1 protein-coding gene is annotated in these 251 nt (G+C 41.0%); it reads left to right on the top strand.

The genetic code is table 11. The features are described from left to right. Positions 1 to 251, top strand: a 251-nt coding sequence (locus L8D11_RS05590) for a transposase (RefSeq protein WP_236870667.1), incomplete at both ends; no start/stop codon positions are given.

The raw sequence follows: 251 nt of genomic DNA, 5'->3' as shown, positions 1-251 counted from the left end.
AGATTTAGGGAGGTCTGGATATGGGCCACAAGGATATGACCCTATTAAATTATTCAAGGGACTGTTATTACAAGCATGGCATAATTTGAGTGACGAGGGGTTGGAAGAGGCACTTCGAGTACGGTTAGATTTTATGATAATAAGCGGATTAGAGAGGGTGCCAGATCATACGACATTTTGCAGATTTCGAAATATAATGACTAAGCTGAAGATATGGGATGTGTTGCTGAAAGAGGTGAACGAGCAGTTGA

It is taken from the genome of Candidatus Bandiella numerosa, assembly GCF_021811875.1.
Classification (GTDB): Bacteria; Pseudomonadota; Alphaproteobacteria; order Rickettsiales; family Midichloriaceae; genus Aquirickettsia; species Aquirickettsia numerosa_A.
This window is presented reverse-complemented; position numbering and strand designations above follow the sequence as displayed.